Raw genomic sequence first — 20,425 nt, 5'->3', positions numbered from 1 at the left:
GCCGGATGGCGCCCAAGCGGTCCGCTGCGCGCGTTGCGCGCGGTAGCGCGCGAGCAGCGTGCGGCCGTCGATTGCGGGCACATGCTTCACCTGCTGGGCCGGATCGCGACGGCAGATCATTCTCAGACTATGGTCCGCAAGGTCGTTAGCCGGCTTCGCGGCCTCACCCTCGCCGAACGACCGCAGCTTCGCGCCTGAACTCAAGAAGGCGGCGCCCCCGAGCAGCTGCGACTTGAGCGTAAGGCAGTCCGCGCGATAGGTCGCCGTTGTAAACGCCGCGCCGTCGGCATCGTTCTGCGGCAGCATGAAGGCGGCCGCGAAATCGAGCGTCCCGTTGTCGCGGTCCACCCAATGGAGATCGAAATATTTGGCGCCGTTCGGCCCCAGCGTGTCCGGCACGATGTCTGCGCTCCCTTCCTTGGCGAGGATCGCCGCAAGCTCTTCGCCAAGCGCGCCCGCTTCGTTGTCGGACGCGACGGCCAAGGCGAGCCGATACTGGCCAGCGGCGCCATCGATCAGGCCGAGCGCGACATAGGCGCGCGCGAGATCACGATGCCACTCGGGCAGGATCGCGAGCATATGATGGCGCGGAGCCACCAGCGTTTCGAGGATGCCCGCCGCTTCGGCGGGGTGACCCGCGTCGATCGCTTGCGCTGCGATCCGAGCGGCGGCGGCGTCCCTGTCGGCCTGGCTGCCGTCAACGGCTGGAGGCACGGAAGCACCGACTGCCACGGAAGGGCCGATGACCGCGAGGAGGAACCCGGCGATGACATGCCGGCAATGGGTCGCGCCTCGCTTCGCCTGATGCCTCACAAGGTGAGCCTTTGTCCCGCCCGGCCGCGGCGCATCCATTCTCATCACCGACCCCCCATCATTTTACTGCCCTAGTTCCCTCACCCGCGCCCGCTTCTCGCACCCCGGCCCGCGGAACAAAAAAATCGGAGACCTTTCATTGGAGCAAGCTGATTCGCCTGTTTTGCGGCGAGAACTCCCGTGCAAAAAAATCAGGCCGGATTTGACGTGAGCGCTATCGTTTTGCTGCGCAGCGACTAGCCTTCGCTTCCTTCATCGCTCACTTGCGGTATTGCCATTGATACTCGGGAATATTGCCCTTGCGAAGGAAAGCGGCGGTCCAGAAATTGATCGTCAATCCCGGCTTGCCGCCGTAGGCTGCCGACCGCACGAAAGCATGCGTAGGACAAGCTATGGTGTCCGACCGCGAGGTGTCGATCAATTCGAGGCATTGGCCGACGAACCGTGCCGACTTGGGTCCGGTCGATTCCACGCCCGCGATGCGAGCGATGACGGTTCCAGCAGGTGCCGCGATCTTCTTGAGGTAGGGATCAGCGGTGTCATTCTCCACGATCGTTACCACGCCATTTGCCACGGACAGCTTGATCTTGTGGTCAACGCCATACCATTCGCCATCGATCGCCTTGACCGGATTTGCCGGCAAGTCAGGCACCGTCTGAGCCTGCGCCGGTACTGCCATCAGCGCCAACGCCACCATCATATTCGCAGTTCGCATCTGTTTTCCCCCCGTTACAGCATTGAGGCTGCAGCATTCCGCCCAGCCTGGCAATAGCGGCGATCATTGAGAGGGTCGCAGCGCTCCCTTCGACACGCAGTTTGACCCGTCGCCACCCATGATCGACGAACGGTTGGCCGCATACAATGCTCCTCCGCAACCTTTTGTTAACCTCGAAACCGCATTTTTGCCGCGGGGGGCACTCATACGGCAGCAGCCGAGCGAATGGAGAGTTCGCAGTGCTCGAATTTAGGACAAGGCCGACATCGGTCGCCGGGCCGGTGGGGCCGCTGACAATCGACGATCTGCCCTCATCGACGGCAGGCTATTGGGTCGCGCGCCGCAAGGCGGAGTTGCTTGCCGCGATCGATGGCGGATTGATCGGGCTGGCCGACGACTGCGCAAGATACCGTCTCAGCGGCGAAGAGCTGGAATCGTGGCGCCGCACTATCGACCGCGCGGGCATAGCCGGTCTGCGCATGACGAAGGCACCTCGCCCGCGGCATCAGACTGTCGGATAGATTCTTCGCCACCGCCCGCACCCCCACTGCGTGCGGTGTCAAAGGGGACGGCGCGAGCAGACTGGTCCCTCTCGCGCCGTCCTTTCACATCAGCGGCATTTCAGTTCGCCGCGATCGATAGCCCGCCCGAGCAGCCCGCCGCCGGCCGCGCCGATGATCGTGCCGACCGTGCGATCACGCCCGCCATCGAGTTCGCGCCCGACGAGCGCACCGACGGCGGCGCCAATGATCAATCCGGTCGTGCCATTCTCGCGGCGGCAGTGGTAGCGGCCATCCTTGCTCCGCCAAATGCGATCATTGTGCGAAATGCGGCGAGGCTCGTAATAGCGCCCATATCCGTCATAGAGGCCACGATCCTTGGCGCGCTTGCCGTGCGCCGGCGCCCAGGGCGGCGGATCCGCCAGCGCCGGGCCGGCGGGAACGGCGAGCGCAGCGAGGACCGCAGCGGCGATATATTCTTTCATGACCCGTCTCCTTCAATCAGGCACCGGACGTAGCGGCGCGCAGCCGAACACCGGCTGAACAAACCGCATGAGCGGCCGATTGCCTACCGAACGGTTCCTATCTGAAGCAACCGGTGGTCGACGTCCAATGCGCGCCAAGGCAGCTCTTTTGGCGCAGCGGTACAATAACTACCCGGCCCTCGACATTATCTGCGCCGTGCGACCCAGGAGACCTCGTCCTTTCAGGAAACCGAGATCTTCATCTGACGCCCGCACGGTTTCGGCCGCGCGGGCGTCTTTTTTGGCGCTTGCCGGTTGGCGATTGGAATGGCCGATTGGGTCGGGCGGCTTTCAACTCCAATTCCAGATAAGGGGACTTTCTGTAGCGGTACGACAATGCCGTGGCCCCTCGTTTCTTGGCGCGGCCTGATCGGTACACTGCGCTAGATCAATCTCGGACCTTTCTTCCGATCCCATTCGACAGCATTCGGTCCACCGGCATTTTTTTGCGCGGGATGTCACAGCGGAAGAATCCCGCTCGTCAGGCATGGTGACGCCGATTTTGGCTCAGGATGAAAGGAAGATCAGATGAACCGGTTGAATTGGTCCGAAGTGGCTCCCGCTGGAGCGAAGGCGCTCTACGGTGTGCACCATTATGTCACCACCAGCACGGCCCTGCCTAAAGAACTGATTCACCTCGTCTTCCTCCGCGTCTCGCAGATCAACGGATGCGCTCACTGCATCGATCTGCATACCCGGGACCTTCTCAAGACCATGCCGATCGACAAGATCGCGCTGCTTCCGGTGTGGCATGAAGTCCCGCATCTGTTCCCAGACCAATATCGCGCGGCTTTGGCCTGGGCGGAGGAAGTCACGCGTGTCAGCGAGACCCACGCTTCCGACGAGGCCTATTCAGCAGCCGCCGAGGCATTCGAGCCGAAAGACCTCGTGGACCTGACGATCGCGATCGCGGCGATGAACGCCTTCAACAGGCTTGGCGCACCATTCCGTCTTCCGGTTGCGGTCAAGCCCTGAGGCGCGAGAGCTGCTCCCTTTTTGGCGTCGCGGTACAATATCAGGTCTACCAGCGAAGCTAGGCGCGCCATGCGACCCAAGAGAGCTCTTCCTTTCAGGAAACTCAGCTCTTCATCTTACGCCCGTCCGATTTCGATCGGGCGGGTGTTCTTTTTCGGCAAATCGTTCGTTGTGGCCGACAGGAGACAGTCTGCTGATGGCATCAGAATGCAAGGAGCTGCCATTAGGTCCGTTGCGGCAGATTGCAGCTCCGGCTTCGTTGGCGAGAATGGTCAGCGACGGTCCCGCGGTCTGGACAATTTACAGGTGCGGCACTGCAAGTGCGCTTGGGTGCGAGGTCGCAACGTCAGCCGTTGAGGCATTGACCGAGACCGGGGGCTTGGTTTCTGAAGTGCAACAGGCCGTTTACCCATCGGGCGATTGAAACGATCATTCCTCGGCAGCACCGAAGTCAGACGGGCGTCGCCGAGCAGAATTTTCATCCCTGTGCGCCAGCGCCTGTGCGATGCGATCGAGCAGGTCGGCCCGGCGATAGGGTTTGCCAAGCACGTCACGCTCGCTGCGAAGTGGTCCTTCTACGACTAAGTCCTCGTTATAGCCCGTGGTCATCAACACGGGCACTTGAGGCGCGAGCCGCCGGACTGCTTCCGCGAGCGCAATGCCATCCAGGTTTCCGGGCATCACCAAGTCGGTGAAGACAAGATCCACCATGTCTGTGGCAAGCAGGTGCTCAAATGCCTTGAGCCCTGCGTCGCCATTTTCGGCGACCGTCACCCGATATCCTGCATCTTCGAGATTTTCGCGCGCCAGCGCACGGACTTCGGCATCGTCTTCGACCAGGAGAATATGGGCCTCGCCGCGTTCGAAAGACTTTTTCGGACCCGCAACCGACAATTCGGGTTCGTCAGATGTCGAGACGGGGAAAAGAATGCGAACGGTGGTGCCCTTGCCGACCTCGCTCTCGATTTCGAGCCGCCCCCGCGATTGCAGAACGAAGCCGCTCGCCATCGCAAGGCCCAGCCCTGTCCCCTTCCCGGTAGCCTTGGTCGTGAAAAACGGCTCCACCGCCCGCGCGATCACATGCTGCGCCATGCCTTCGCCCTCGTCGACGAGCTCGACCGAGATATAGTCACCCGGAGAGAGTCCCCGGGCCGGTGCATCGCCGTTCAGATGGACCTTCGCCGTTGCAATCGTCAGGACGCCGCCTCCCGGCATGGCGTCGCGCGCGTTTAGCGCAATATTGAGGATCGCCATTTCGAGCTGCTCGGGATCGACGACCGCCTTTGGAAGGCCGCGCCGGAGCGACAGGTGCAGTTCGATGCGGCCGCCGAGCGAAGCCTCAAGCATGTCGGCGAAGCCGTTGATGCAATCGTTCACATCGACAGCCCTGGGCGTCAGCCTCGTCTTGCGCGCAAACGCGAGGAGCTGGCCCGTGAGTTTGGCGCCGCGCTCCGCAGCGCCGCGCGCACGCGCTAGATAGCTTCGTTGTTTCTCATCCTCGATCCGGGTCCCGAGCAATTCGAGGTTGCCGTTCACGACCTGAAGCAGATTGTTGAAATCATGCGCGAGCCCCGCGGTGAGCTGGCCGATTGCCTCCATTTTCTGAGCCTGCTGAGACGCCTGTTCGCTCTCTCGCCGGCGCGTCACGTCGAGCTGGCTCGCGAAGAAATGCAGAAGCTTGCCGCCAGTGTCATAAACCGGTCCGATAAAGACCGCATTCCAGAACGGCGTCCCATCGCGCTTGTAGTTCAATATCTCGAGGGCGATCGACTGGCGGTTCGCGACTGCAGACCGGAGGTCCGCGACACGCTCGCGATCGGTTTGCGGCCCTTGCAGGAAACGGCAGTTCCGCCCGAGAACCTCGGTCTCTTCATAGCCGGTCAGATCGAGGAAGGCCTTGTTCGCGAAGACGATCGGATTATCGGCAATGTTCGGATCGGTCAGGATCATTGGCATCCTGGTCATCTCGATTGCGGCGAAGAAGATATTGCTTCGCTCGTCGAGGCCAGAATGGGTCAGCGTGGTTTCGCGTCGATGATCGCCAAGAGTGGCCCCAGCCGAAGGTTCGGTCCCGCTCGCTCCGGCGTCGAGCTCCTCATGATCTGTCACGCGGTCAACAGCCTCCATTTCGCCCGCTTAGCGGGCGGCTCATCGTGATACCCCATACGCCCCCGTGCGGATTTTGTTGCAAAGTGGCGTGGCTCTTACCGGAACGAACTCGTCCCTATAACGTTCATCCGCGGGGAAATTGTCAAGGGTCGGCCAAGGTGGCGGATCGTCCCATGCGAACGGGAGACGCATGCCACGATCCGATCAGCTAAGCCGCGAGGAATTGCTCGAGCGTCAGGCATTTCAACTCGCCCTGCTTACGGAACTGCGCGATCTCGCGGACCCCGTGGCGATCCTCGCGGCAGCCGCCACGCGGCTCGGCACCCATCTCGGCGCGGCACGGTGCGGATTCGCTTCGAACGCCGGCGAGGCCGGCATGAGAATCGCGTCTGAATGGACGAAAGACGGCGCGTCGCGCAGCGGCGAGGTTTCACGATTGCAGGGGGCGACGAACGGCGAGCTCGCCCAAGGTGACACCGTAGTCACGACAGGACACAAATCCGATGACCATTCGCGGCACGACATTGCGGCACAGATTCTCTGTCCCATGACACGCGAAGGCGTGCTGGAATCGGTGCTTTACGTCGAAAAGGACGCGCCGCACGCATGGACGACGGGCGAAATCGCGCTCGTCGAGGATGTCGCGCTTCGCATTCGCGAGGCGGTCGATCGTGCGCGCAGCGACGCGGCGCTCAAGGCCAGTCGCGAAGAACTCGAGCTCGCGACACGCGCCGCCGAGCTTGGTCGTTATGATTATCGCCCGCGCGAGATGAGTCTATCCTGGGATGACCGGTGCCGTGCACTCTTCGGGATGTCATCGGGAGTTCCGGTCAGCTACGAAAGCGCATTTCTCGCCGGCCTTCACCCTGATGATCGCGAGCGCGCAAACCGCGCCGTCGCTGCGGCTCTCGATCCCGATGGAAGTCACCGGTTCGATGTCGAGTATCGCACGGTCGGCATCGAAGACGGGGTTCTTCGTCACATTCGTGCGCAAGGCCTCGCATTTTTCGACGGCCGAGAGCCTGTTCGGCTCATCGGCACCGTGCAAGATGTTACGCGCGACCGCGAGGCCAGCGCCAAGCTGCGCGAGGTCGAGGAGCGCCTTCGTCTCGCGGGACGCGCCACGAACGATGCGATCTGGGACTGGGATTTTCGCACCAATCATGTGACGTGGAATGCCGCTCTCGAAAGCGCTTACGGTCACAGGCCCGACGACGTTGTGCCGACCGGCGAATGGTGGCTTGCGCAGATCCACGCTGAAGACCGCGCGCGGATCGATGCGAGTATCCATCATGTGATCGACGGAGGCGCGAGCGATTGGACTGACGAGTATCGCTTTCGCCGTGCGGACGGCAGCTACGCCGACATTCTCGACAGGGGCTATGTCATTCGCGGTGAGGATGGCGCGCCGATCCGGATGGTGGGCGCAATGCTCGATGTATCGGCGCGCAAAGCGGTAGAGCGCCAGCTTCAACAGGAGCGCATGCGGCTGGTCGAAGAGGTCAAAGAGACCGCAGCAGAGCGTGACCGTGCCGAAGAGGCGCTCCGGCAGTCTCAGAAAATGGAAGCTGTCGGCCAGCTCACAGGCGGCATCGCGCATGACTTCAATAATCTGCTGACCGGCATTTCGGGGTCGCTCGAAATGATGCAGATCCGCATCGCTCAGGGTCGCGTCGCAGAGATCGACAAATATTCGGTCGCCGCGCAGGGCGCGGTCCGGCGCGCCGCTGCGCTCACGCACCGCCTACTCGCCTTCTCGCGCCGTCAGACGCTCGATCCCAAGCCGTGCGACGTGAACCGGCTGATCTTCGACATCGAGGAATTGGTGCGCCGAACGGTGGGCCCCTCGATCACGGTGGAGACGGTAGGAAAGGCGGGATTGTGGACGACGCTGGTGGACACCAATCAGCTCGAGAACGCCATTCTCAACCTGTGCATCAACGCGCGCGACGCGATGCCCGAGGGCGGACGGATCACGATCGAGACGGCCAACAAATGGCTCGACGGACGCGGCGCAAGGGAGCGCGATCTCGAACCCGGCCAATATGTGTCCCTCTGCGTGACCGACACCGGGACGGGCATGACCGACGAGGTCGCCGCGCGCGCTTTCGATCCCTTCTTTACGACCAAGCCGCTTGGCGAAGGAACAGGCCTCGGCCTGTCGATGATTTACGGATTTGCGCGTCAATCGGGGGGACAGGTTCGTATCTACAGCGAGGTCGGGATGGGAACGACCATGTGCATCTATCTTCCGCGCTACATGAGCGCTGAGGAGCCCGACACGGTCGATCCCGATCCGCCCGCGCCAACGTCGATCGATGGCGCCGGGCCGGCACGCGGCAATGTGCTGGTCGTCGACGACGAGCCGACGATCCGCATGCTCGTCGCCGAAGTGGCCGAGGAATTGGGCTATCAGGTTCTCGAGGCGTTCGACGGGCCGAGCGCGATGCGGGTCCTGCAGGCAAAGGAGGCCATCGATCTTCTGATCACCGACGTCGGTCTACCTGGCGGCATGAACGGACGGCAGATAGCCGATGCCGCTCTCAGCCTTTGCCCTAGCCTGAAAATTCTTTTCATCACGGGCTATGCGGAGAATGCTGTCATCGGAAGCGGGAGGCTCGCGCCTAACATGGCGCTCATTACCAAGCCTTTTGCGATGGACGCGCTCGCGCACCGGATTCGCGAAATCATGGCTTGAATGCGCTCATACATACGTGTTGCTCGCCCAGCCGCAACGCTGCTTCGATGCCGCTGTGTAAGGGTGCGCTATAAACTGCGCTGCTCGCCGCCTCCGATTTTCCAGATATAGCGCGACGGCATTTCGCTGTCATCGAACGAACTGCGTTTCTTGCGGCGCCGCTTGGCCGCTTGCCGTCGGTCTGCTTCTGGCACAATATTCGCTAAAGCGGACAGGCAAAGAGGCGGAGCCTCTTGAAGCGCCTGCTGGCTCGTCAATACGGGATAGGCCTTCTATCCCAGCCGTAGAACCCGCCGCTATCCGTTGACGATAGCTGATCGATGACGCCTAGAATGTGCATCGCGCTATTATTCGCACTAAAGAGCGATGATTCAGCTACTCGCGCCTGAAACGGCTCCGAGAGCGGCGTGTCGACTGTTCCGGGGTGCAGTGCCGCGACTATCGCTTCCGGATTGCTGCGGCCGAGCTCTATCGCGAAGCATCGCACCAGAGCATTGAGCGCCGCCTTGGAAGCGCGGTAGCTGTGCCATCCGCCAAGTCTGTTATCCGCAATCGAACCAACGCGAGCAGAAAGAAATATGGCGACGGCCCGGTGTCTTCGGCCGAGCAGTGGAAGAAAATGCTTTGCGGCGAGCGCGGGCCCGATGCTGTTGACCGCGAATACTTCGGCCATAACCGATGCATCGAGCTGCCGAAGGCTCTTTTCAGGACGGATCTCAGCCCCGCGATGCAGCAGCCCCGTTGCCACGATCAACAAGTCGAGCGCGCCATCCTGGGCAATTTGGCGACCTGCCTCGGCAAGCGTGCCGTCGTCCAATATGTCGATCGTCAGCGTTGTCACATCGGGATGACGCGAAGCATCGGGCCGCCTGGTCCCGGCATAGATGCGGTCAAATCGGCCCGATGCGACAAGTTGCTCGACAAGCGCGGCGCCGATACCGCCGCCACTTCCGATCACCAAGGCGCGCTTGCCGTTCAAATGCCTGCTCCTCACGGCCACAAAGCCGGTCCGGCTGCCTGAAGCTTAAACGGCGGCGGCGCGATATCCCATATGCCTCAAAGGGAAGCTGGAGCGGTGCCTAGAAGCCGGCCTCGACCGCGAGCCGGATCGCATCGGCCGTGGTCTCGACGCCGAGCGCGCGCAGCAGCGCAGCGCGGTGCATCTTGATCGTCCGCTCCGACAGCGACAGCGTGAAGGCAATCTGCTTGTTGAGCTGTCCGCTCGCCATCAGCTTCAACACCTCGCGCTGCCTCGGCGAGAGCGCCTCAATATGGGCGCGCGCTCGCGTGCTCCGTCCTCCAACCGCCTCGCCGGTCTCGTCGACCTCGATTTGCGAGCCGAGAAAATATTCGAGAGTGCCGCCGGGGCCAAAGATTGGCGCGACCAGCACGGCATTGCGGAAGGGCGTTCCGTCTTTCCGGTAGTTGAGGATCTCGACGAGCGCCGGCCTCTGCTCCCGGATGGCGGCGCGCAAGGTCTCGGTCAGTTCGGGCTCGGTGCCCTGCCCGGCGAGAAAGCGGCAATTGCGTCCAAGAATTTCGTCCGACCCATAGCCGGTGAGCGCCGAGAAGGCAGCGTTGCACTCGACGATCGGATTGTCAGGCAGACGCGGGTCGCTGATCACCGCGGCGATCGGGCTGGCCGCGATCATTGTCTTCAATGACATAGTATCTGCCTGCTCTCCCTTGGGTGCCCCAAGGGACATGTTGCGACACTTCCCCTCGCTCATGCAAGCCTGCGTCGATGACAATTGCGACGAACCGGAAAAATTACGTATGACGCCCAGCAGATTGACGGCACAGTCATGCCTACGGGCGGGCGTAGGACATTGTGCGAGCCCCCTTGGTGACCGCGAGGCCATGGTCTGATGCGGGTCGCGATCATCGGAGCCGGCATTGCGGGGCTCGCCTGTGCACGGCGGCTGCACGACGCCGGGATTGAGGCGACACTCTTTGACAAATCCCGCGGCCTCGGCGGCCGCCTCGCGACCCGCCGCGCGGATACGGGCACTCCGGGGGTCGCATTCGATCATGGCGCCACGCATTTCACGGCGCGCTCGGAAGGCTTTACCAGGCTGCTCGCTGCTTGGGAGAAGGCAGGCCTCGCGGCGCGTTGGCCGGCCGCGGGCGCGGACAGCTGGGTCGGCACGCCGACAATGACCGCGCCGCTGAAATCGCTCGCGAGCGATCTCGATGTCCGCCTGTCGCGACCGGTCACGGCCCTGACCAAATCGCGTGCCGGCTGGACGCTACACAGCGAGGCAAAACGGCTCGGCAAATATGATGCGGCAGTAATCGCCATTCCGGCCGAACAGGCGGCTCCGCTTTTGTCGCTGCATGATTTCGAGATGGCGCGCGCCGCAATGGCGGCGCGCTATAACCCATGCTGGACCGCGATGTTCGCCTTTGAGGAGCGGATCGAGGAGCTCCCCGATTTCCTCCGCGGCTCGGGTGCCATCGTGACCGCCGCGCGCGACAGCGCGAAGCCCGGCCGCGCGCCGGGCGAGCGGTGGGTCGTGCAAGCCGACTGGACCTGGTCGCAGACGCACCTCGCCTCCGACAGCGCGAGCGTGGCGCCAGCGCTTCTCGCCGAGCTGGGAAAGGTCGCGGGCCGCGACCTGCCCGCCCCGAGCCATATCGCCGCCCATCGCTGGCTATTCTCGCAGCCCTCGGGACAGGATCTGAAGCTGCTCTGGAACCCTGCCATAGGCCTCGGCGCTTGCGGAGACTGGCTCTATCACGGCTTTGCCGAATATGCGTGGCTGTCGGGCCATGTACTCGGCGCGGCGATTGCGGCAGAGGCGCCGCGATGACGCGCGCGATCGTGATCGGAGCCGGCATCGGCGGCCTTGCGCTGGCCATCCGTCTCCAGTCGGCGGGCCTCGATACGCTGCTCGTCGAAGCGCGCGACCGGCCGGGCGGCCGCGCCTATGTCTTTGAGAAGGATGGTTTCACCTTCGATGCCGGGCCGACGGTGATCACCGACCCGGCCTGCCTCGCCGAGCTCTGGGAGCTCAGCGGCCAGCGGCTCGAGCGCGATGTCGACCTCGTCCCGGTGTCGCCCTTTTACCGGCTGAGCTGGCCCGACGGATCGACCTTCGATTATGGCAATGACAAGGAGGCGCTCGCCCGTCAGATCGCCGCGCTCGATCCCGCCGACGTGGCGGGATATGAGCGCTTTCTCAGCTATTCCGCGTCGGTTTACGAGGAAGGCTATGTGAAGCTCGGCGCCGTGCCCTTCCTCGATTTCCGCTCGATGCTGAAGGCGGCGCCCGCTCTTTTGCGGCACCGTGCCTGGCGCTCGGTCTATAAAACCGTCGCGAGCTATGTTCGGAGCGAGAAGCTGCGCGAGGCGCTCTCCTTCCATACCCTGCTCGTCGGAGGCAACCCGATGGCGACGAGCAGCATCTATGCGCTCATCCACAAGCTCGAGCAGGATGGCGGCATCTGGTATGCGCGCGGCGGCACCAACCGGCTAGTCGCCGGCATGGCCGCGCTGTTCGCGCGTCTCGGCGGTACGCTGAGGCTCGGCGATCCGGTTGCCCGCATCGAAACCGAGGGCGACCGGGTGACGGGCATCGTAACGCGGAGCGGGTTTACCGCACGCGCCGATCTTGTCGCCTCGAACGCCGATCTCATGCACAGCTACCGCGACCTGCTCGCGCATCCGCGCGGCAAGCGCGAGGCGAAGCGCCTTGCGCGCAAGAGCTGGTCGCCGAGCCTCTTCGTCCTCCATCTGGGGGTTCGCGGCGCCTTTCCCGAGATACCCCACCATATGATATTGTTCGGTCCACGCTACCGCGGGCTTCTCGACGACATCTACCGGAACGGGACGCTCGCCGAGGATTTCTCGCTTTACCTTCATCACCCGAGCGCAAGCGATCCGGGCGTTGCCCCCGCGGGTCACAGCAGCTTCTACGCGCTCGCTCCGGTTCCCCATCGCGGCCACGCCCCGCTCGACTGGGAGGTCGAAGGGCCGAAATTGGCGAAGCGCATCATCGCCGAGATCGAACGGCGCTTGATTCCTGACCTTGGCGAGCGGATCGTCACGCAAATCCAATATGCGCCGCCGAACTTCGAGCGGGATCTCGCCGCGCATCTCGGGAGCGCCTTCAGCCTGACGCCAACACTGCTGCAGAGCGCCTATTTTCGTGGGCACAACCGCGACGCGCGCATCGAGAACCTCTATTTTACCGGCGCGGGCACGCATCCCGGCGCTGGTATTCCGGGGGTCGTCGCAAGCGCGAAGGCGACGGCGAGCCTCATTCTCGGCGACTTCGGCATCAGAACTGCGGCAGCCCGCGATCCGTGCGCTCGCGACCGGATAGTCTCCGGGCCCAATGAAGCGGCAGGAGATGCCTCGTCCAGCTGATCGCACGGACGTTCCGATTCTGCCGGCGGCCAGCGCCTTGCGACCCACGCCTGGCCGCGGCGGGGGGCGGTGATTGCTCAACGCCGGGCGGTGCGACGCCACGTCGCACCGCCCAATCCCCGCATATACACGCCCGCCAATGCGGTTCTGCATGGCTTGAACTTCCCGAAAGGTCATCTTTTGCGGAGGTCGGAGCCTGCCAGATGAGGAACCCCGCGCTCGCCCGCACCATAGCCCACCAAAAAGGTAAACGCCGCCATGCCGCCCGCCATCTTGTGGCTCCGTCAGGACCTCCGCACCACCGACCATCCGGCGCTTCTCGCGGCGATCGCCGAAGGTCCGGTCATTCCGCTCTACATATTGGACGACGAGAGCCCCGAAACGCGCGCGATCGGCGGCGCGCAGCGCTGGTGGCTCCATCACAGCCTCGCCGCGCTCGATGCGAGCCTTCGCAAACGCGGCAGCCGGCTCGTCCTGCGCCGCGGCCCTGCCGCCGAAATAGTCGAACGCGTCGCGGCGGATGCCGGGAGCACAAGGGTTCACGCGACCCGCTGCTACGAGCCCTGGTGGCGGCGCTACGAAAACGCGCTGGACGCCAGGCTTGCGCTGCGGCTCCATGACGGCAATTATCTTGCGCCGCCCGAGAGTATCATCAATGCGCAAGGCGCGCGCTACCGCGTCTTCACGCCATGGTATCGCGCGCTCCTGGGACGCATGCCGCCCGCCCTTCCCTATGCCGCGCCCAACCATATTCCGGCTCCCGACGTCTGGCCGACGTCGGACAATCTCGCCGATTGGGGTCTGACCCCGACCAGCCCCGACTGGGCCTCGGGATTTGACGACTGGCACCCGGGCGAGAAAGGTGCCTGGCGCGCGCTGCGCGACTGGCTGCCGCTTGCCGGCGACTACAAGGCCCGCCGCGACTTTCCTTCGCTCCCCGCGACATCGCGGCTGTCGCCGCATCTTCATTTCGGCGAGATCAGCCCCCGGTCGATCTGGCATGCGCTCGGCGAGCGCGACGATGCGGGCGCCGAGACCTTTCGGTCGGAGCTTGGCTGGCGCGAACATGGCATCAATCTCGTCGACCAGATGCCCGATTATGGCGATCGGAACGGGCGCCCCACCTTCGATGATTTCGGCTGGCGGAGCGGCCCCGAAGCCGACCGGGACTTCACCGCCTGGACCCGGGGAAGGACCGGCTACCCGGTGGTCGACGCGGGCATGCGCGAGCTCTGGCACACGGGCTGGATGCACAACCGCGTTCGGATGGTCGCCGCCTCCTTCCTCGTCAAACATCTGCTGATCGACTGGCGCCGCGGTGAGCGCTGGTTCTGGGATACGCTGCTCGACGCCGATCTCGGGTCGAATGCAATGAACTGGCAATATGTCGCGGGCACCGGCGTCGACGCGCCGGTCTTCTCGCGCATCATGTCGCCGCTGCTCCAGAGCGAGCGGTTCGCGATGGGCGATTATGTCCGCACTTATGTTCCGGAGCTTTCGCATCTGTCGGACGCCGAGATCACCGCCGCCCATGGTCAGGATGCGCGGGTGCCCGCCTATCCCGCGCCGCTGATCGGTCATGAGGCGGCGAGGGCGCGGGCCCTCGCTGCTTGGGAAGCCCTGCGCAGCTAGCGAGCAGGCCCACCAAGCTAGTCGAAGGCGGCGCTTGCCACGCCGTGGCTGTTGTAAACAGGGCCTTCGCGCGACACCGCGAATTTGCGGCTCGACGACGCGCGCACGCCAAATTCGCCTATATGCCCCAGCATTCCCCTGTATTGCGGCCCGGCGAGATGCGCTGCGAGCGCAGCTTCGCCGTCCCATTCCTCGAACACGTGGATGCGCGTCGCCACATGCGGATCGAGGGTCCAGGCGTAAGCGAGACAGCCCGGCTGGGCGAGCGCGCCTTCGATCCAGCCGCGCGCACCCGCCAGCGCCTCTCCGCGCGTCTCGGGATCGATATCGATGACCGCCTGGATCAGGATTTTCATGCCTGCACCTCGCTTGCTGAAAGCTGAGGCAACGGTCGAAACCGCCGCTCTGTAAACAGCCACCGACCATCAATTTGGCGGCAGACGTCGTCATAGATGCCAAGGGTCCGGTGAAGGGCGCCGTCGCGCAGGAAGATTTCCTCGGTGTAGGACCGCATGGCTGCGGTCTCGCCATGGACCTCGATCGAACCCGGCCAAGCGCGAAAGACGATGTCGGGAAAGGCGCGCATCGCCGCGAGCCAGGTGTCGACGATCTTCGCCTTGCCCTCGAAGATCCCGAACCCGGGAAGCGACCATCGGCCGCCTTCGTCCCAGGTCGCCGCCCAGGCTTCGCTGTCGGCACGGTTGACCGCGTCGGCGTAGGCATCGAGCAGGTCGCGAAGCGCCAGCCGGTCTTCGAACGATCCCTCAAACGGCATGGATGCCCCCTTCTTGCCCGGCTGCGTCGATCGCCAGCCTGCCGCCTATTTGCCTGCAGCCGATCGGAGGGAGAACTGCCGTTATCGCTAGCGGCGATGGGCCACCGAGTGCGGGCCGGATAACCCGCCCCAAAGGACAGGTCGCCGAGGCGGAGCGGCGCGCCTAATTCCGTACCTGTCCTATCCCCCCGGGACGAACATTCGAAAAGGAATGACCAATGGCTATTTCCCGTATCTCTCTTTCGCTCGCCGCAGCAGCGCTTGCGCTCGCCGGCGGCATCGCGGCCGCCAAGAACCCGATGGTCGGCGGCGCCGCGATGTATGAGACCAAGACCATCGTCGAAAATGCCGCCAATTCGAAGGATCACACGACACTCGTCGCGGCGGTCAAAGCCGCTGGCCTCGCCGAGACCCTTTCGGGAGCGGGCCCCTTCACGGTCTTTGCGCCCACCAACGCTGCCTTTGCCAAGCTCCCCGCCGGCACCGTCGACACGCTGCTCAAGCCGGAGAACAAGGCGATGATGACGGGCATCCTGACGTACCATGTCGTGCCGGGCCGCCTGACCGCGACCGATATTGCCGCGCAGGCCAAAGCCAATGGCGGCAAGGCCGTGCTCACCACGGTGCAGGGCGCCAAGCTCACCGTCTGGGAGAAGGACGGCAGCTGGTATGTGAGCGACGCCAAGGGCGGCACGGCGAAGATCGGCCCCGCCGACGTTCTTCAGTCGAACGGCGTGATCCACGTCATCGACACCGTGCTGCTTCCCGCCTGATACATTATCGGGGCCGCGCGACGCTTGTTGGCGCAGCGCGGCCCCGATAATCAAAAGCCCTCAAAGCCAACCGGAAAGTTCGCTCCTTATCAGCGCGGCGAGCATATCCATCCCGACATCGCTGTCATTCAGACAGGGCACATAAGCGAAATGGCGTCCGCCGGCGGCAAGGAACTGCTCGCGGCCGCGGATGGCGATTTCCTCGAGGGTCTCGAGGCAATCCGCAGCGAACCCCGGCGCGATCACGACCACCGACCGGCCTTCTCGCCCGAGCGTTTCGAGCGTCATGTCGGTTGCCGGTGTCAGCCACTTGGCCTTGCCGAAGCGCGACTGAAAGCTCGGAACGACACTCTTCCCCAAGACCTCGCCCAACCGACGCGCGGTCTTGAGGCACATGCAGTGATAGGGATCGCCAAGATGCAGAGTGCGCTCGGGCATGCCGTGGAAGCTCGCGACGATCGTGTCGGGTACAAAGGCGAGGCCGCCGATCGCACGTCCGAGCGACGACGCCAGCGCCTGGACATGGCGATCGTCATCATAATAAGGAGGAAGGATGCGCAGCGCCGGCTGCCAGCGCAGGCGCGCCATATGCGCCTGGACCGCATCACCAACGCTCGCGGTCGTCGCGGCGCAATATTGAGGATAAAGAGGCGCAACGAGAATGCGGCGACATCCTGCCGCAAGAAGCGCGTCGATGCCGTCCGAGATCGAGCCGCTGCCATAGCGCATCGCATGCGCGACCACCGCATCACCTCCCAGCGAAGCCTGAAGCGCCCTTGCCTGGCGGCGGGTGATCGCCGCGAGCGGCGAGCCCTCTGACGTCCAGATTTCGCAGTAGACACGCGCGGATTTCCGCGGCCGAACGGCAAGGACGATCCCGCGGAGGATCGGCTGCCAGATCAGCGAGGGCAGTTCGACCACGCGCCGGTCGGAGAGAAATTCCGCGAGATAGCGCCGCACCGCACCGCTCGTCGGCGCGTCGGGCGTGCCGAGGTTTACGAGAAGCACGCCGATGCGGTCGACCGGCACGGCGGGGTGACCCGTTGGCAATCGGGCGGGATCCGCTTCTTCGTAACGGTCGCCGATTCTGACCGTTAGCAGAGGCCCTTCGTCATTCATTGCAATCTCCGCGGACAGGACGCCTTGCGGCGACCGTGCCGCGCGATGTTGACCGCATGTCTCCGACTTTTCCCGCGCCGCCAAGCTGCACCAAGGGGCAGACTGGATGCGAGTATCAGGACCTCGTCAAGGCCGGCGTGATCGATCCCGCCAAGGTCGTTCGCACCGCGCTGCAGGATGCCGCGTCGGTCGCGTCGCTGCCGATAACCACCGAGGCGCTCGTCGCCGAACTGCCGAAGGAGGAGAAGGCCGCGCCGATGCCGGCGATGGCCTTCTGACAGGCCGGGGGCGGCGGGGCCACCGCCGCCCCCGCATTTCCGTACCCGCCCTATTCACCCAACCACCGCGCACCGCGCCAAGCCTCGTCAAGCGAGCGAAGGGCATTTCTGCATTCCGGGGCTCACCCGAGGTCCGTGCACCCAACGCGCTTCCAACCGACGATCTGCCCCAAGGGACATGTTGCGACGCCATGCTGCGCTCGGGCATGCGCCGATCCGGCGGTCCACCTCCCTCTCCTCCCCTCCCGGACCGCTAACCCTTCGCCGTCAGGAGGCCAGGACCATGCTTCACGTGCCCCCTTCCAGTCCCACCGTTGACGGCGCGATACCCCCCGAGGTTCTCGCGTCGGTGGAGACGCTGCTGCGCTGGGTCGGCGAGGATCCTCATCGCGAAGGCCTGCTCGACACACCGAAGCGCATCGCGCGTGCCTGGAAGGATTACTGCCAGGGGTATGACGAGGATCCGGCGGTGCATCTCTCGCGCACCTTCGAAGAGGTCGGCGGCTATGACGAGATCGTCTTGCTGCGCGACATCCCGTTCCAGTCGCATTGCGAGCATCATATGGCGCCGATCACCGGAAAGGCGTCGATCGCCTACCTACCCCGCGACCGCGTCGTCGGCATCTCCAAGCTCGCGCGCGTGCTGAACGGCTATGCGCGCCGGCTGCAGGTGCAGGAGCGGCTGACCGCCGAGGTCGCCCGATGCATCTGGGACAATCTCCGTCCGCACGGCGTCGCCGTGGTGATCGACGCCCAGCATGGCTGCATGACCGGGCGCGGCGTGCGCACGCCGGGCGTCGGCATGGTCACGAGCCGGCTCCTCGGCTGCTTCCTCGACGACCAGCGGAGCCGCAAGGAAGTGCTCGCGCTGATGGGCCATTGATGCGCCGGTCGATGATCCGGACCGGTCTTGCGGGCTTTACCTGCCTGCGTGAGGCGCGCGCCGAAATCCTGTGCGCCGCCGCCTCACGCCGGTTTCCTGCCGGGGTTGCGCCGACATGACTCAGGGGTCGCAACCCTCCGACGATCCTGGCCATCTTCCGAACAGCTTGCGCAGGCAGCCGGACGACGGGGGGCATTTCGGGAAATTCGGGGGCCGCTTCGTCCCCGAAACGCTCATGCCCCTCATCCTCGATCTGGAGCGCGAATATCGAGCCGCAAAACGGGACCCGGCCTTCCAGGCCGAGTTCGACGATCTGCTCGAACATTATGTCGGCCGTCCCAGCCCGCTATACTTCGCGCCGCGCTTGACGTCCGCGCTCGGCGGCGCGCAAATCTGGTTCAAGCGCGACGAACTCAACCACACCGGCGCCCACAAGATCAACAACTGCGTCGGGCAGATCCTGCTCGCGATCCGAATGGGCAAAAGGCGCATCATCGCGGAAACGGGCGCGGGCCAGCACGGGGTGGCTACTGCAACCGTCTGCGCGCGCTTTGGCCTGCCCTGCGTCGTCTATATGGGCGCCGCCGATATCGCGCGCCAGGCGCCCAATGTCTTCCGCATGAAGCTGCTGGGCGCCGAAGTCGTGCCCGTCACGGCCGGCGCCGCGACCCTCAAGGACGCGATGAACGAGGCGCTGCGCGACTGGGTCGCCCATGTCGAGGACACCTTCTACATCATCGGCACCGCAGCCGGTCCCCACCCCTATCCGGAGCTTGTGCGCGATTTCCAGAGCGTGATCGGCAGGGAAGCGCGGGCGCAGATGCTGGCCCGTACCGGCCGCCTGCCCGATCTCCTGGTCGCCGCGATCGGCGGCGGATCGAATGCGATCGGTCTCTTTCACCCGTTCCTCGACGACCCGATGGTGAAGATGCTCGGCGTCGAGGCGGCCGGGCATGGCCTCGACGAGGCGCACGCCGCGTCACTGGCCGGCGGGCGTCCCGGCATTCTTCACGGCAACAAGACCTATCTGCTGCAGGATGACGACGGGCAGATCGTCGAAGGCCATTCGATCAGCGCTGGCCTCGATTATCCCGGCATCGGCCCCGAGCATGCATGGCTCAAGGACATCGGACGGGTGGACTATACCTCCGCGACCGACGCCGAAGCGCTGGACGCCTTTCAGCTACTTTGCAGCACAGAGGGTATCATCCCGGCGCTTGAGCCCAGTCACGCCGTCGCCGCGGTTGTCAGGATCGCGCCGGCGATGCCGAAAGATAGTATCATCATCGTCAACATGTGCGGACGCGGGGACAAGGACATATTCTCCGTGGCCCAGCATCTTGGCGTGGAACTTTGAGCGCGACGAAAGGTAGGGGCACGGGACGTGTGATCGAAGACACTGGCGCTACAGATTTCGGATCTATGAGGGACGGATGATGATAAGGGTGCTTCTTGTTGAAGACGATCCGCTGGTGGCGATGATGCTCGAGGGGTATCTCGACGTGCTTGAACACGAGATCGTGGCGGCCGCAGCGACCGTCGCGGAGGCGCTGGATCTCGTCGCGAAGCGAGATTTCGACCTCGCAATATTGGATGTTCACCTTGCCGATGGCAAAACGAGCGAGGCGGTCGCTGCCGCGTTGAGCGATGCCGGGAAGGCTTTCATAGCGACGAGCGGAGATGCGACGATCATGGCGGCTGAATTTGATGGCCGGCCAGTTCTTCGCAAACCTTTCAGGATTGCCGAGCTCGAACGGGCAATCGCCGCTATAATGGGGTAGCCCGCGGTCACAGGCCGGAGCCTTCTCGACGGTCGTATTCGGGCGCGACTTGGTGACGGGCCTGTGCGGCATGAAATCCATCTTGCCTATGGCAAGACCTGCGTTGCGCAGCGGCGCGTAAGCCATCGTCGCATGAAAGTAGAAATTTGGCATGATCCAGTCGCGGACTCAAAGCCGCGATTGCAGCCTTAACATTCTCGTGGCAGATTGTCGTCGATGGGGTCGTTTCGTAGTTTTTTGATCATCCTTTGGCTGGCGCTGGCCGCCTACACCGCAGTAGTCATTTCTCGCCACGGCCTTGGATTGTTACCGATCTTTTTCGGAGACGTGGCGAAGCTGGGATGGCCCGGGCAGTTCAACCTCGATTTTCTCTGCTTTCTCGTCCTCTCTGCGCTTTGGACGGCTTGGCGGAATGGATTCAGTGCGATCGCCCTGCTCCTCGCGCTCATCGCCTTTTTCGGAGGCGCGGGTTTCCTGC

Annotated in this window: 20 protein-coding genes and 2 pseudogenes; 12 read left to right on the top strand and 10 right to left on the bottom strand. The window is 64.0% G+C overall.

The window, feature by feature from the left end; genetic code table 11:
* Positions 1-813, bottom strand: an 813-nt coding sequence (locus VN047_RS21305; protein WP_325546251.1) for a hypothetical protein, incomplete at its 3' end; no start/stop codon positions are given.
* A gap of 259 nt (positions 814-1,072) precedes the next feature.
* Positions 1,073-1,501, bottom strand: coding sequence for a hypothetical protein (locus VN047_RS21300; protein ID WP_325546249.1), 429 nt, complete (start codon positions 1,499-1,501; stop codon positions 1,073-1,075).
* 266 nt (positions 1,502-1,767) lie between these two features.
* On the opposite strand from VN047_RS21300, the gene VN047_RS21295 reads away from it, so the two are divergent.
* Positions 1,768-2,049 carry a DUF1153 domain-containing protein gene (locus tag VN047_RS21295; RefSeq protein WP_325546247.1) on the top strand — a complete coding sequence of 94 codons (282 nt, stop codon included), beginning with the start codon at positions 1,768-1,770 and terminating at the stop codon, positions 2,047-2,049.
* A gap of 89 nt (positions 2,050-2,138) precedes the next feature.
* On the opposite strand, the gene VN047_RS21290 is transcribed toward VN047_RS21295, so the two are convergent.
* Positions 2,139-2,513 carry a glycine zipper 2TM domain-containing protein gene (locus VN047_RS21290; protein WP_056350194.1) on the bottom strand — a complete coding sequence of 125 codons (375 nt, stop codon included), beginning with the start codon at positions 2,511-2,513 and terminating at the stop codon, positions 2,139-2,141.
* Positions 2,514-3,080: 567 nt separating this feature from the next.
* On the opposite strand from VN047_RS21290, the gene VN047_RS21285 reads away from it, so the two are divergent.
* Positions 3,081-3,527, top strand: a complete 447-nt coding sequence (locus tag VN047_RS21285) for a carboxymuconolactone decarboxylase family protein (RefSeq protein WP_325546245.1) — start codon at positions 3,081-3,083, stop codon at positions 3,525-3,527.
* A 429-nt stretch (positions 3,528-3,956) separates the two neighbouring features.
* On the opposite strand, the gene VN047_RS21280 is transcribed toward VN047_RS21285, so the two are convergent.
* Positions 3,957-5,636, bottom strand: coding sequence for a histidine kinase famiy protein (locus tag VN047_RS21280; RefSeq protein WP_325546243.1), 1,680 nt, complete (start codon positions 5,634-5,636; stop codon positions 3,957-3,959).
* Between the two features lie 190 nt (positions 5,637-5,826).
* On the opposite strand from VN047_RS21280, the gene VN047_RS21275 reads away from it, so the two are divergent.
* A complete protein-coding gene (locus VN047_RS21275) occupies positions 5,827-8,334 on the top strand; it encodes a PAS domain-containing protein (RefSeq protein WP_325546241.1) in 2,508 nt (835 codons plus the stop codon).
* A 253-nt stretch (positions 8,335-8,587) separates the two neighbouring features.
* Here VN047_RS21275 and VN047_RS21270 read toward each other — a convergent pair whose 3' ends face one another.
* Positions 8,588-9,313, bottom strand: coding sequence for an SDR family NAD(P)-dependent oxidoreductase (locus tag VN047_RS21270; protein WP_062179430.1), 726 nt, complete (start codon positions 9,311-9,313; stop codon positions 8,588-8,590).
* A 100-nt stretch (positions 9,314-9,413) separates the two neighbouring features.
* Positions 9,414-10,001, bottom strand: a complete 588-nt coding sequence (locus tag VN047_RS21265; RefSeq protein WP_062179426.1) for a PAS domain-containing protein — start codon at positions 9,999-10,001, stop codon at positions 9,414-9,416.
* A 201-nt stretch (positions 10,002-10,202) separates the two neighbouring features.
* On the opposite strand from VN047_RS21265, the gene VN047_RS21260 reads away from it, so the two are divergent.
* From VN047_RS21260 to VN047_RS21250, 3 genes are all read left to right on the top strand, one after another.
* A complete protein-coding gene (locus VN047_RS21260; RefSeq protein WP_056350182.1) occupies positions 10,203-11,147 on the top strand; it encodes an NAD(P)/FAD-dependent oxidoreductase in 945 nt (314 codons plus the stop codon).
* Positions 11,144-12,706: a phytoene desaturase gene (locus tag VN047_RS21255; protein ID WP_082545158.1), complete on the top strand. Its 1,563-nt coding sequence runs from the start codon at positions 11,144-11,146 to the stop codon at positions 12,704-12,706. Before VN047_RS21260 ends, VN047_RS21255 begins: the two co-directional genes overlap by 4 nt.
* Before the next feature lie 258 nt (positions 12,707-12,964).
* The gene (locus tag VN047_RS21250; protein WP_325546236.1) at positions 12,965-14,338 is read left to right on the top strand and encodes a deoxyribodipyrimidine photo-lyase; all 1,374 of its coding nucleotides are present in this window, start codon (positions 12,965-12,967) and stop codon (positions 14,336-14,338) included.
* 17 nt (positions 14,339-14,355) lie between these two features.
* Here the strand turns inward: VN047_RS21250 and VN047_RS21245 are convergent, their stop codons facing one another.
* Both VN047_RS21245 and VN047_RS21240 read right to left on the bottom strand, forming a co-directional pair.
* Positions 14,356-14,694: a putative quinol monooxygenase gene (locus tag VN047_RS21245; RefSeq protein WP_325546234.1), complete on the bottom strand. Its 339-nt coding sequence runs from the start codon at positions 14,692-14,694 to the stop codon at positions 14,356-14,358.
* Entirely contained in the window at positions 14,691-15,113 is a 423-nt protein-coding gene (locus tag VN047_RS21240; protein ID WP_325546232.1) for a nuclear transport factor 2 family protein, read from the bottom strand. The genes VN047_RS21245 and VN047_RS21240 overlap by 4 nt, the downstream gene beginning before the upstream one ends.
* Positions 15,114-15,331: 218 nt before the next feature.
* Between VN047_RS21240 and VN047_RS21235 the strand changes: the two genes are divergently transcribed.
* Positions 15,332-15,886: a fasciclin domain-containing protein gene (locus tag VN047_RS21235; RefSeq protein ID WP_325546230.1), complete on the top strand. Its 555-nt coding sequence runs from the start codon at positions 15,332-15,334 to the stop codon at positions 15,884-15,886.
* A gap of 60 nt (positions 15,887-15,946) precedes the next feature.
* Here the strand turns inward: VN047_RS21235 and hemH are convergent, their stop codons facing one another.
* The gene (hemH, locus tag VN047_RS21230) at positions 15,947-17,005 is read right to left on the bottom strand and encodes a ferrochelatase (RefSeq protein WP_325546228.1); all 1,059 of its coding nucleotides are present in this window, start codon (positions 17,003-17,005) and stop codon (positions 15,947-15,949) included.
* 113 nt (positions 17,006-17,118) lie between these two features.
* On the opposite strand from hemH, the pseudogene groEL reads away from it, so the two are divergent.
* The 4 genes and pseudogenes from groEL to VN047_RS21210 all read left to right on the top strand — a co-directional run.
* A pseudogene (gene groEL / locus VN047_RS21225) lies at positions 17,119-17,283 on the top strand (chaperonin GroEL); the annotation flags it as partial.
* Positions 17,284-17,566: 283 nt separating this feature from the next.
* A complete protein-coding gene (gene folE / locus VN047_RS21220; RefSeq protein ID WP_056350172.1) occupies positions 17,567-18,166 on the top strand; it encodes a GTP cyclohydrolase I FolE in 600 nt (199 codons plus the stop codon).
* A 115-nt stretch (positions 18,167-18,281) separates the two neighbouring features.
* On the top strand, positions 18,282-19,523 hold the full coding sequence (trpB, locus tag VN047_RS21215; RefSeq protein ID WP_062183733.1) for a tryptophan synthase subunit beta: 1,242 nt from the start codon (positions 18,282-18,284) through the stop codon (positions 19,521-19,523).
* 76 nt (positions 19,524-19,599) lie between these two features.
* On the top strand, positions 19,600-19,947 hold the full coding sequence (locus VN047_RS21210; RefSeq protein WP_325546225.1) for a response regulator: 348 nt from the start codon (positions 19,600-19,602) through the stop codon (positions 19,945-19,947).
* Between the two features lie 81 nt (positions 19,948-20,028).
* Here the strand turns inward: VN047_RS21210 and VN047_RS21205 are convergent.
* Positions 20,029-20,100: pseudogene (locus VN047_RS21205) on the bottom strand (DUF1993 family protein); the annotation flags it as partial.
* A 63-nt stretch (positions 20,101-20,163) separates the two neighbouring features.
* Here VN047_RS21205 and VN047_RS21200 point away from each other — a divergent pair.
* Positions 20,164-20,425 (top strand): hypothetical protein (locus tag VN047_RS21200; protein ID WP_325546223.1); only part of this gene is annotated, 262 nt, incomplete at its 3' end.

It is taken from the genome of Sphingopyxis sp. (assembly GCF_035565275.1).
GTDB lineage: Bacteria > Pseudomonadota > Alphaproteobacteria > Sphingomonadales > Sphingomonadaceae > Sphingopyxis.
This window is presented reverse-complemented; position numbering and strand designations above follow the sequence as displayed.

What these genes read in the sequence shown, in the direction of transcription:
- VN047_RS21290 (WP_056350194.1), bottom strand. Translation starts at nt 2,513, where the DNA reads ATGAAAGAATATATCGCCGCTGCGGTCCTCGCTGCGCTCGCCGTTCCC.
- VN047_RS21285 (WP_325546245.1), top strand. Translation starts at nt 3,081, where the DNA reads ATGAACCGGTTGAATTGGTCCGAAGTGGCTCCCGCTGGAGCGAAGGCG.
- VN047_RS21275 (WP_325546241.1), top strand. Translation starts at nt 5,827, where the DNA reads ATGCCACGATCCGATCAGCTAAGCCGCGAGGAATTGCTCGAGCGTCAG.
- VN047_RS21265 (WP_062179426.1), bottom strand. Translation starts at nt 10,001, where the DNA reads ATGTCATTGAAGACAATGATCGCGGCCAGCCCGATCGCCGCGGTGATC.
- VN047_RS21260 (WP_056350182.1), top strand. Translation starts at nt 10,203, where the DNA reads ATGCGGGTCGCGATCATCGGAGCCGGCATTGCGGGGCTCGCCTGTGCA.
- VN047_RS21255 (WP_082545158.1), top strand. Translation starts at nt 11,144, where the DNA reads ATGACGCGCGCGATCGTGATCGGAGCCGGCATCGGCGGCCTTGCGCTG.
- VN047_RS21250 (WP_325546236.1), top strand. Translation starts at nt 12,965, where the DNA reads ATGCCGCCCGCCATCTTGTGGCTCCGTCAGGACCTCCGCACCACCGAC.
- VN047_RS21245 (WP_325546234.1), bottom strand. Translation starts at nt 14,694, where the DNA reads ATGAAAATCCTGATCCAGGCGGTCATCGATATCGATCCCGAGACGCGC.
- VN047_RS21240 (WP_325546232.1), bottom strand. Translation starts at nt 15,113, where the DNA reads ATGCCGTTTGAGGGATCGTTCGAAGACCGGCTGGCGCTTCGCGACCTG.
- VN047_RS21235 (WP_325546230.1), top strand. Translation starts at nt 15,332, where the DNA reads ATGGCTATTTCCCGTATCTCTCTTTCGCTCGCCGCAGCAGCGCTTGCG.
- hemH (WP_325546228.1), bottom strand. Translation starts at nt 17,005, where the DNA reads ATGAATGACGAAGGGCCTCTGCTAACGGTCAGAATCGGCGACCGTTAC.
- folE (WP_056350172.1), top strand. Translation starts at nt 17,567, where the DNA reads ATGCTTCACGTGCCCCCTTCCAGTCCCACCGTTGACGGCGCGATACCC.
- trpB (WP_062183733.1), top strand. Translation starts at nt 18,282, where the DNA reads ATGACTCAGGGGTCGCAACCCTCCGACGATCCTGGCCATCTTCCGAAC.
- VN047_RS21210 (WP_325546225.1), top strand. Translation starts at nt 19,600, where the DNA reads ATGATGATAAGGGTGCTTCTTGTTGAAGACGATCCGCTGGTGGCGATG.